8 protein-coding genes are annotated in these 11,653 nt (G+C 37.0%); 1 reads left to right on the top strand and 7 read right to left on the bottom strand.

The window, feature by feature from the left end; translation table 11 throughout:
* Positions 1-43: 43 nt before the first annotated feature.
* The 7 genes from murC to GLW08_RS07340 form a co-directional block, all read right to left on the bottom strand.
* Positions 44-1,333 carry a UDP-N-acetylmuramate--L-alanine ligase gene (murC, locus tag GLW08_RS07370; RefSeq protein WP_160847967.1) on the bottom strand — a complete coding sequence of 430 codons (1,290 nt, stop codon included), beginning with the start codon at positions 1,331-1,333 and terminating at the stop codon, positions 44-46.
* A 417-nt stretch (positions 1,334-1,750) separates the two neighbouring features.
* Entirely contained in the window at positions 1,751-2,866 is a 1,116-nt protein-coding gene (locus GLW08_RS07365; protein ID WP_160847966.1) for a nicotinate phosphoribosyltransferase, read from the bottom strand.
* A gap of 95 nt (positions 2,867-2,961) precedes the next feature.
* Positions 2,962-5,625 carry a DNA translocase FtsK gene (locus GLW08_RS07360; protein ID WP_237458366.1) on the bottom strand — a complete coding sequence of 888 codons (2,664 nt, stop codon included), beginning with the start codon at positions 5,623-5,625 and terminating at the stop codon, positions 2,962-2,964.
* Between the two features lie 413 nt (positions 5,626-6,038).
* Positions 6,039-6,644, bottom strand: a complete 606-nt coding sequence (gene ytpR, locus GLW08_RS07355; RefSeq protein ID WP_160848484.1) for a YtpR family tRNA-binding protein — start codon at positions 6,642-6,644, stop codon at positions 6,039-6,041.
* A gap of 21 nt (positions 6,645-6,665) precedes the next feature.
* Positions 6,666-7,478, bottom strand: coding sequence for a DUF1444 domain-containing protein (locus GLW08_RS07350; protein ID WP_160847964.1), 813 nt, complete (start codon positions 7,476-7,478; stop codon positions 6,666-6,668).
* Between the two features lie 317 nt (positions 7,479-7,795).
* A complete protein-coding gene (locus GLW08_RS07345) occupies positions 7,796-8,116 on the bottom strand; it encodes a thioredoxin family protein (protein ID WP_160847963.1) in 321 nt (106 codons plus the stop codon).
* A 12-nt stretch (positions 8,117-8,128) separates the two neighbouring features.
* Positions 8,129-9,154 carry a PTS sugar transporter subunit IIC gene (locus GLW08_RS07340; protein WP_160848483.1) on the bottom strand — a complete coding sequence of 342 codons (1,026 nt, stop codon included), beginning with the start codon at positions 9,152-9,154 and terminating at the stop codon, positions 8,129-8,131.
* 281 nt (positions 9,155-9,435) lie between these two features.
* Between GLW08_RS07340 and GLW08_RS07335 the strand changes: the two genes are divergently transcribed.
* The gene (locus GLW08_RS07335; RefSeq protein ID WP_160847962.1) at positions 9,436-11,586 is read left to right on the top strand and encodes a methyl-accepting chemotaxis protein; all 2,151 of its coding nucleotides are present in this window, start codon (positions 9,436-9,438) and stop codon (positions 11,584-11,586) included.
* Positions 11,587-11,653: the final 67 nt, after the last annotated feature.

Raw genomic sequence — 11,653 nt, 5'->3', positions numbered from 1 at the left:
GAGCAACTTTCAAATGAAAGTTGCTCCTGTTTAATCCCTATATTTATAATGCTTCATATGCTTCTTGAAACTTTTGAATATCTCCTGCACCCATGAATATTAGAACACTGTCTTTATATTGTTGGAGGGCTACTGTTTCATTTAAATCCAACAGATAAGCTCCATCAATTTTACTTTGTAAATCATTTATTGATAGCTTGCCAGATTCCTCACGTGCTGAACCGAAGATATCACATAAATAAACTACGTCAGCATCTTGCAAGCTATCCGCAAATTCTTGTAGAAACATACGAGTTCTAGTAAACGTATGAGGTTGGAAGATAGCTACAATTTGCTTGTTAGGATACTTTTTCTTTGCCGATTCAATAGTAGCTTCAATTTCTTTTGGGTGGTGAGCATAATCGTCAATTAAAATTTGATCGTTGAAGTGCTTCTCAGTAAAACGTCGTTTAACACCTTTAAATGTACCAATGTGTTTAATTTCATCTGATGGAATCTGCTCATAATGGCACAGAGCTATTACTCCTAATGCATTTAACACATTATGACTTCCATATGTCGGGATGTGAAATTCATCATAGAACGTATTGCGGACAAATACATCAAACGTTGTACCTGTTTCATCTTCAACTACATTTTGTACTTGAAAATCATTGCCATCGTTGAATCCGTAGTACACAACGGGAACTTTAGCTTGAATTTGTTGCAATAACTCATCGTCACCACATGCAATAATTCCTTTTTGAACTTGTGATGCCATTTCCTGAAATGCGTTTACAACGTCATCAATACTTGTGAAATAGTCAGGATGATCAAAGTCAATGTTTGTCATAATGGCATAATCTGGTTCATAAGCAAGGAAGTGTCTTCTGTATTCGCATGCTTCAAATACAAAATACTGTCCATCTTCATGGCCTTTTCCAGTACCATCCCCAATTAAATAGGAACTAGGCCTAACAGTACTCAAAACGTGAGCTAGTAAGCCAGTAGTTGAAGTCTTTCCGTGAGCACCTGTTACCGCAATACTAGTGTACTGCTTTAACCATTCTCCTAAAAACTCATGATAGCGGTAAAATGGTAACCCTAACTCTTGAGCTGCTTTAATTTCTTCATGGTCATCACCAAATGCATTACCAGCAATTACAGTTAAATCTTCATTTAAGTTCTCTTTTGAAAAAGGGAGAATCTTTATTCCTTTATTTTCTAATGCTTCCTGAGTAAAAAAACGTTTTTCCACATCAGATCCCTGAACGCGTTCACCTGCATCATGCAGTATTTGGGCTAACGCACTCATTCCCGTACCTTTTATACCAACAAAATGGTAAATTGTCATATCGTTAGAACCTCCACAAATATACAGTCATTTCTATATCATAGTATATGTATTCAAGTTCAACTTGCGCCTAAACTTTACTGTCTCTTATCTACTTGTCCATTATAGCAAACCCTTGCATGGGAGTGAACGCATAGCCATTAACTCTTTAAAACTTTATATTTAGGCTCAGTTAAAGATTATTTCATATTAAACTTTACTTTCTATACTTTAGAAAGAAGTAAGTATTGTTTAATGTAGAATGACACTACTATTTTTTAAAAGCAATCATCCTTGTATAAGGATAAATGATATCCGATATTTTCTCAATGATAAAGAATACCTCTTGAGACTTTGGTTTCATGTGGCAATAATGACTAATTAGATTTTGTACAAGCCAACATTTTGCTATTCCACAAAAAAGGTTGACATATTTTGTCAACCTTTTTGTGGAATATATTCTACTCTCTCCAAACGTGGGTTTGGTCGATATCGCCTGCCTTCTTTAGCTTCGGACATTCCATTTAACAACACATTATCGCCTGTAAAAGATGTGTTAATTTTTAAAAGGCTGCTTCCGACACCATACATATCTACAGGTACTTTTTGCTCTTCAAATTCTCTAATGCGATCTTCAGTAAACCCACCACTAACAACAATTTTCACATGATTATAACCTTCTGCATCTAAGGCTTTTCGTAATGCAAAAATTAGTTGAGAATTCACTCCCCGAGGGTCGAAGGTTCCCATTAAATGCTGATTGCGAAGAAAGTATTTATCTACCAACGTTCTAGACGTATCAACACGAACACCTTTTAACTCGTTACCAAACTCTCTGGCTACTTTTAATGAATCTGTAATAACATCGTTATTATAGTCAACCAATGCCGTTAAATCATCGTTAGGGTATTGTTTGTGATATGCTTTTGAAGCTGCTACGACGTCCCCTTGGAACATTTGGATGAGAGCATGTGGCATTGTCCCCATCCCTTCTTTCCCCCACCATTCATTCATAGCGTGGGTTGCCTGAGCAGTTGATCCTCCAATATAAGCCGCATATCCATCACCAGCTTGTTGGGTGTAATGATCATCACGATCTCCCATAAAAATAATCGGCTTTTGTTTACCTGAAGTACGAGCAGCTTTTACAACGTTATATACATTAGTAGAAACTGAGGTACGACGAGATAAAATCCCATCAATAATTCCTTCGAGATAGCCGAAATACTGATAAGGTCCTGAAATAGTAAGTACAGTTTCAAAAGGGCGAATGCGATCTCCATCTTTAAGTGAATGAACTTCTAATTCTTCTGGATGTTCTGCAAATGTATGAATGAGAGCAATTGCTTCATCCGAACCACAAAGTACTGCTTCTTCTTTTTGGAAAAATTGCATTGTTACGTAGTTATCTGGTAGTGTCTCTTCAACAATTTCTTTCGTTTTTAAAAAGTAAACAGCTGAAAACCATCCTTCTTCTATTCGCTGATCAAACTTAAAGGTTTGGTTTGTTAACCGCTTAATTTCGCCCTTCATCTTCTTTTCGATTTCTTTCATTTTTACGATAACTCCTTATCGAGTTTCCTCATAGTTTTACTAATTTCTTATAGTATAAAATTATCTGGAATTCGACAAGTTAAATGCGTGAATTTCTACTCATTATTCTGTCGCATTTCTTCAAAACTAGCCCAATTCATAAATACATCTCTAGGTTTACTACCCTTTGCTTCAGATATAATGCCTTTTTCTTCCATTGTATCAATTAAACGAGCCGCACGATTATATCCTACTTTAAATCTTCTTTGTATCAATGAAGCACTTGCTCCATTTTGCTCAATCACATATTCTACTGCTTCTTCAAATAAGTCATCTTCACTTTCTTCGAAATCCATTTGTTGAATTAACTCTTCTTGCTCAAATTCATATTGAGGAGAAGCAATTTTCTTAACATAGTTGGTAACTCGCTCAATCTCATCGTCTGAAACAAATGCACCTTGAACTCGTCGCGTCTTCCCTGAACCATTTTCTAAGAACAGCATATCACCTTTACCGAGTAATTTCTCAGCCCCGCCAGCATCTAAAATCGTTCGAGAATCTATTTGTGACGATACACTAAACGCTGTACGGGTTGGGATATTGGCTTTAATAAGACCAGTGATGACATCTACAGAAGGACGTTGAGTAGCAAGTAATAAATGCATTCCACATGCTCTTGCTTTTTGTGCAATACGACAAATCGCATCTTCTACGTCTTGAGGGGACATCATCATTAAATCTGCTAACTCATCAATAACAATGACAAGATAGGACATTTTATCTTCTGGTCGTCCTTTTGCTTTCACCTTATCATTATATCGATCAATATCTCTAACACCTTCAGCTACAAATTTTTCGTAACGAGATTCCATCTCTTTAACGGCCCATTTCAACGCTGAAGTAGCTGCTTTAATATTCGTAATAACAGGGGCTACCAGATGTGGCAAATCATTATAAGGAGCAAGTTCCACCATTTTAGGGTCTATTAAAAGGAACTTAACATCTTCATGATGAGATTTGTACAGTAGGCTAAGTAAAATCGTATTGATACATACACTCTTTCCTGAACCTGTAGCCCCAGCAATTAACCCATGGGGCATTTTACGTAGATCTGTCACAACAGGTGTGCCGCTTATATCCAATCCGAGACCAACAGATAATGGAGATTCATGCTCCACGAAATCAGGGCTTTCTAAAATTTCTTGTAATGCGACAGCCTGAGATTCTGGGTTTGGTACTTCAATACCAATTGCATTCTTGCCTGGTATAGGTGCTTCCATACGTATATCCTTTGCAGCCATGTTCAATTTAATGTCATCGCTTAAGTTAGTAATTTTGCTCACTTTCACTCCAGGTTCTGGCTGTACTTCAAACCTTGTTACAGCGGGCCCTTTCATGGCATTAACAACTTTGGCTTTAACATGGAAGTGACGTAAGGTCGTTTCTAATAATTCTTTTTGTTGTTCGATCCATTCCTGATCATTTTCGTTTTTTTTTGGGGAATCATTTAATAAATGCATAGGTGGAGTAGAATCTTTTCTCTGATCATGTTGTTCATTTTCTACTTCACCTTTTGAGTGAGCAGCAGTTTCTTCAGTCTTTTTTTGTCTTTCTTTTTCAGCAGATTGTTGTCGATCTCGATTCCGTTTATCCCTAGGTGTCATAATAACATTGAATGGTCGTTTATGTTTTTTAGATGCTGGTTCGACTTCTGTTTTTCCAACAGTTTTATTTTCTAATTCATTAGAGGCAGATTCCTGAACGCCATTTCTAGAATGACGTGCTTCGGATTCTTCTTGTACTGCAACAAAGTCCTTTTCTTCTTCCACTTCATCTTCAGTCTCAGAATAATGTTCTGGTTGAGTATCTTGACTTTCGACCTCCTCTTGTAGAATTTTGGTATCTTCCAGCTCGTCTTTATCAATCTCGGTAGCTGCTTCTTCGATCTCTTCATCAATATCGGTGTCTAAGGTAAGAGCGTTTGAACCATAATTCCTGTCATCCTCTACCCCATCTTCCTGATTCACATAATCATCATTCTTATCATTTAAAGAAACAAAAGATTCATGCAGTTCTTCATCATGTTGTTCATTATTCGATTGATCGTCATTTTGAATATCATCTTCCTGGCCATCTTCTGTAAGAGAGGATTCAAATAAACTTACGACATTATCATTCGCTTCTTCTTGAAAATCCTCAGATTCCTCAAAGTCTTGAAATACCTCTGAATGATCTAAATTCACATTCGTAGTAATGGAATCAGGTTTAGTTAAATCTTCTTCATGTTGACTTGCTTTCCGAAAATATGCCGGCACCTCATCAATATCAGTCTCCATAATTTGTCCTTCTCGCTTACCAAATCCATAAATTGGGGAAGGCACTTCGCTTGGTGTAAACGTACTTGGTTGAATATCTTCTTTTACACTTTTAGAAGAATAGTTAGTACTTTCCTTGGATGACCACGTATAACTGTCTTTTTTGGTACTTGAATAACTATTGGAAGATTGACTTGTATAACTATTCGACCTTCCATCTGACTTTTGATCTAAAACATGATTGTTTTGCTTCTGTCTATTATGTTGTTGTTTTCTTTGCTGATCATCAGGGATGACTGGAAATTTAAAAGATCCTTGTGATGGGTATTGGTAATACATTTTTGTTTTTATATCACTATTTGATTGATTTCGGGATTGACCTTGCGTTTGTGGGGAGGGCTGATTTTGTTCCTGCTCGTCCCAATCTTCCTCTTGCTCTCGCATTTGATGTATCCATTTTTTCATCCGATCCCACATCGGCTCTCACTCTTTCTATAAAAAATTAGTCTTAATATTACTATTTTAACAGGTTTCATGCTCTAGTGGGGAGGGGCAATAATGGCTAATCTGTATGTTTATTTGTTTGAAAAGCTCAAAATAAATAGGAATTAAAGCATAAATCCCCTAACCCAAGAACAAAAGCGCAATCTCCCGGTTAGCTACGTAGGTGCTGCGGCCTATACGACGTAGGTTGGTTCGATGCTAACTTATCGTACGGAGGCGAGAGAAGCATACTAGTCGCTGGGCGCTCGCTAGAACTATAATTTATTTACATTAAAAAGGGGCTGTCCTCCAATTTTGACTGCCCCTCTTGTATGTGGTCTTATCACATACCATTTCTAATATAGTGTAGTTAACTTTAAACGAACGTCATACATCTATTGCTCAAAAGGCTGTCCAATTTCGTAGGAATCTTCTAATACTAAAATTCCTTTCTCTTTCGGAGCATCGGGAAGGCCCAATTCCTTTGCTGAGCAAATCATGCCACTTGAAGGGACACCACGTAATTCCGTATCCTTAATTTCCATTCCACTTGGCATTACTGCACCAACCTTGGCAACGACAACTTTTTGACCTTGGTCCACATTAGGAGCACCGCAGACAATTTGGAGTTTCTCATCCCCAACATCAACCTTACATACACTTAGTTTATCTGCATTTTCGTGCTGTGTCTTTTCACTAACAAAGCCGACAACAAACTTTGGTGATAGATCGACATTCAGACTATCTTGTAGACCATTACGCTCAAATAGGTTTTCAATTGAAGATACAAGCTCTTCCGTTAGTGTAATGGCACCTTTCTCTGAGAAGTTAATGTATTCAGATGCTCTAAATACATTATAACCTAATATCGCCCCCTCCTTGTCGGTGATTTTCACAACATCTCCATGTTTAGTGTATTCAACTTCATTACGATCTTCCCCTTGTTTCAAAGGAATGATTAATACATCTCCCAAACCTTTACGGTTATAATAAACTTGCATCATTTAACGTCCCTTCTTCTCCTAGTTTTCATTATCTTTCGGTTTGTTTTTGGCCAAAATAAAGATTGGTTCCAATGTTTTATCATCGTAAAGAAATGGTAACGAAGTGATTGGAATTCGCCCTTCAGCAAAGAATTTCATTGTCATCTGAGCTAAAATATCATAGCCTTCTGCATTTTGAATATCTGCAAAGATACATACATCACCATGTGGTACAGCAACCGCAAGCTCTCCAATACTTTTCGCCTTCATTTCCTCTAGTAATGCTTCATTTAAAATTCTGGATGCATCGTAACCATCATTAGATGACACAAAGTAAAATGTATTGCCTGCAACATCATCTTGCTTCATATCTGCCCGTAAGGAACGCACATTAAATCTGGCTATTTCACGAAGTCGTTCGGTTTCTAAGCCTTCTTCTTGAAGCATTTTCTCATCTATAAGACGATAAGACTTACCTAAATCGAGTGCATAGTACGTTCTTGTTTCAGCTGTATGTTCATCATAGACTAATGTGTTCCCTTCATTTGATTCAGTCGGAAAGGACGTAGCACGTATTACAGGGAATATACTCTTTTCCTTACCAACAAGCGTTTGTGTTTCATTCATAATTTTTAGAGCTTCTTTGATGTGCTCTTCTAAATCATCTAACGCTTTATCCTGTTTCTGTTCGTACTTTGAAACCACTCCTGGTAAAGATATTTCTATTCCTTGCTTTGTGTCTTTCCATTCTATACGCAACACATTATTATCTCGGTTAAAGGAAGTACGCCATTCAGGATTATTCAGACGTTCTTCAATTAGTTTTTTCATCTTAATACTTGTCATCTTCATTTCATTTTCCTCCTTTACGGATTGAAGGAGACAATCACTTTGTTTATTTTAGCACGAATCATCACACAGAACAAAAGCCCAAGGCGCGCTCGTTTAGCGGGGTAAGGGCTGCGGACTATCCGACATAATTTAGTCTAAAACTTCACCTGATCCCGTAGGAGATAAGGAAACAGGGAAGTATTCTGGGCGGTGGTGGTGCAGCTGAACGTGGCTTTTATAATGTAAAATTTATACACAAGCAAATATTTTTCCTAATTATAAAAAGAACCTGAGCATGGCACAGGCTCTTATAAAGAGGGGGTCACGATTTTATATTGTTATGACGTAGTAAGCCCATCCATAAATTCCTCAATTTGTTCTTTTGATTTACGGTCCTTACTAACAAATCGTCCTATTTCTTCCCCATTCTGAAAAGCAACAAAACTAGGAATACCAAACACACCTAAATCACCGCATAATGATAAAAATTCATCTCGGTCGACATATATGAACTGGTATTCACTATAAGTCTCTTCTAATTCAGGTAGAAAATGTTCAATTACTCTACAATCTGGACACCAGTCTGCTGAAAAGAGCAATACATTCTTTCCTTGTTGAATAATATTTTGATATTCTTCTATTGATTTTAACTTTCTCATGATATTTCCTCCTTAGTAATCAATCTTCAAATCACCATATAGAATCCATTGTTTCTTTCGGAACCATTCCGATACTATCAAAGTGAGGATAGCAGGACCAATAATGTGCAACACAAGTACTGAAATGATTATTTCCCAGGAAACACCCATTACTTGTATTGTCATAATTTGACCAACAAAGCCACTCGTGCCCATCCCTGAACCTGATGCGTTATTAATCATTGGAACACCTAGCCATCCCAATGTTGCAAAAGGAGCTAGAATTGCAGCTGCAATGGTAGGTGGAAGGATAACTATTGGCTTCTTAACCACATTGGCAACTTGAAGCATGGATGTGCCAACTCCTTGAGCCAGTAAACCTCCAAATCCATTTTCTCGAAAACTCATCACCGCAAATCCGATCATTTGTGCAGCACATCCAACGGTAGCTGCCCCAGCTGCAATTCCATCTAAATCAATCATGATAGCTATCGCTAAGCTTGAGATAGGAGCTGTTAACGCCCAACCCATTAATATTGCAACAATAATCCCCATAATAAATGGTCGCTGATCTGTAGCCCATATGATGACATCACCAAATCCAATCATAAATGCGTTTACAGGCGGACTGATTGTCACGCCTACGATATAACCAACAACAATCGTCACAAATGGAGTTAATAAAATATCTAGTTTTGTTTCCTTGCTAATTAGTTTTCCTACTTCTATTGAAAGCAAAGCTGCTATGTAACTTCCCGCGGGTCCTCCGCCAACAGAAGCGCTAAAAGCACCACTGAATAATGCTGCAAAAATGACTAATGGTGGGGCATTCAAGCCATATGCAATCGCTACCCCAATGGCTCCGCCCCAAATATTAGCGTCCATTGCAAATTCACCCATCTCCACAAAAGGAGTAACCCCTAATTCATCTCCTACTGTTTTAATAATTAGCCCAATAATTAATGATGAAAAAAGTCCTAAGGCCATATAGCTTAAAGCAGTAATGAAATAAGTTTTTGGTGATAGAGTGACACCTTTTTTGTCTAAAAATCCTCCTATTTTTTCTTTCATGGTTTTACCTCCTTTCCTTCTACTATAATAAAGCGGATATGTTGATTTTATCCTAACGCAATGCATCTTTAAAAACAATTAATTTCAGAAAACGCATTCAGAATCATAAGAAATTCCCGAAATATATAATAGGAGTGATGCATGATGTCGGATTAAGTCTAAACTACTACAGAATACTCTAATACAATTGTAATTCTGACCTATTAGTTCTATAATAATTAGATAAATTAGCAATTTTTAAATAATTTTGTCAAAAAGGGGGCTACATCTTGAGATCCATCCGAAATAGAGTTCGACTCATTTTACTTTTATCCTTAATTAGTTTACTGATTCTTATCGGGTTCTCATTTTATTTCTTTCAAGAACAACAACAGATGGCCAACGAACAAGAAAAAGTACAACAAATTCAATCTCAAAGTGAACAAGTGAATTATGCCATGGCACAAGCAAAGAATAAAGAACTGGCCTTTTTCAACAATCCTTCTAAGGAAAATGGGCAAGCCATGACAGCGTCTATTCAAAAAGTAATTGATAAAGCTTCAACATTTGCAACATCAAACAAAGAATACCCAGAAATAGCTAGTACATTTACCGAAATTAAAGAAAGTGCTCAACAGTATAAAGAGCAATTACCAGCACTAATTAATATGTATAGTCTAATTGGTTTTAGCAAAGCGGAAGGCATGTATAAAAACATTGAAACTTCCTCCCAATCTTTCTATGAATTAGTTAAAAAAGGGAATAACTCAGCTCTTAGCAATGCGTTTGTCGATTTAAAAATGGCGGAACAATCATACTTAGATTCAGGTAATGATAAAGATCTTCAATCCTTTCAAGCCGCTGCCTCAACATTTCAAAGTGTTGCTGAGACTACGAACCTCTCAGAAAAAGACTTAAGTAATATCAGTACTCAATTTTTAAAGTATGAACAAACCTTAAAATCGATAACAAGTACAAAAACACAGGCACAAGGTATTACGGATAAGTTTTCAAAAATTGCTGCTACTGTTAACGCAAAAGTTGATGAGGTAATGGCAAACTCAACTCAAATACAGTCAAATTTAGTGGAGGCTCAATCCTCTGCTCAAGAACGAATGAATACGATTCTTATTGTGGTAAGTGTTATAGCGATTTCTATTACGTTGATCACAGGCATATTATTAATCCGATCCATAAGTAGGTCTATTAAAACACTACGGGACGGTGCCGAGGTTATCGGAAACGGAAACCTATCTTATCGAGTTGAATTACATACTAAAGATGAAATGGCAGAGCTTGCAAAAACGTTTAATCAAATGGCAGATAAAATGCAGCATTCCTTGCTAAAAGTTTCAGAAGCTTCCAATGTTCTATCATCCTCATCATCTAACCTTGCAGCCGTTTCGCAACAAACAACTGCTCAAGCTCAAGAAGTTAGTACAGCAATCAATCAGGTAGCCGTAGGATCTCAAGAACAAGCCGGTCAAATTGAAGAGAGTACACATTTAATCGAAAAAGTTACGGAAGCAATAAATAAGACAAACCACTCTTCACAGGAAATTACCAATGCCTTATATGCGGCTGAAGAGGATGGAAAAGCTGGTTTAGATACAATGAGTCGCCTTGAGCAAACATCCGATTCTTTTATTACTCTTTCTTCTCATTTAACAAGCGAAGTACAAGAAGCAACAGAACAATCTAGAAAAATCAATCATATTGTCTCGACTATTCAAGAAATTGCCGATAGCACAAATTTACTTGCTCTAAATGCTGCTATTGAATCAGCACGTGCGGGTGAGGCTGGTAAAGGTTTTGCTGTAGTAGCAGATGAAGTACGAAAATTAGCGGAACGTTCAAAACAAGAGGCACAAGAGATTTATAACCTTGTAAATGGTATGTCTGAACAAATGAATTCATTGTCAAAAGAAGCTGAGAAATTTCAAACTTTCCAAGAGAATCAATCTGAATCTGTTCATCAAACGAAAGAAGCATTTAATCGTATAGCCGAGAAGGTCACGAATATGAACACCAAAATTGAAGGAGTCAAACATGCTTTAGGAGATGTTGGTGGCTTTAATCAGGAACTGAAGAGTAAACTGCAAGAGATTAGTGTTATTTCTGAAGAGTCTGTAGCTACATCTGAAGAAGTCGCAGCCTCGTCAGAAAATCAAACTCAAGCAATTGAGCAGGTTAATCAATCTGCGCTAGAGCTTCAAAACCTATCACAAGACCTAGATAGTGAAGTTAGTCAATTCACTTTAGGAGAAAGAACTGACATAAAATTACATGAGAAATCTATGATAAAAGATGGGAATAATGATGAACTTTCTTACAAAGAAGAAAATCAAGAAATGGAACCTGAGAAAGTTGCAAGTACTTATGAAGAAGTATATGAAACTTTAGAGTCTAATCCAGAGCATCTATCATCAAGAAGACAGTAAATAACTCACACAAAAAGAACGGAAAACTCCCTGGCTACGTGAGTTTTCCGTTCTTTATTCTTTAAGG

This window comes from Pontibacillus yanchengensis (assembly GCF_009856295.1).
Lineage (GTDB): Bacteria > Bacillota > Bacilli > Bacillales > BH030062 > Pontibacillus > Pontibacillus yanchengensis_A.
Note: the sequence above shows the minus strand (reverse complement) of the source record. Positions and strands in the feature narration are given on the sequence as shown.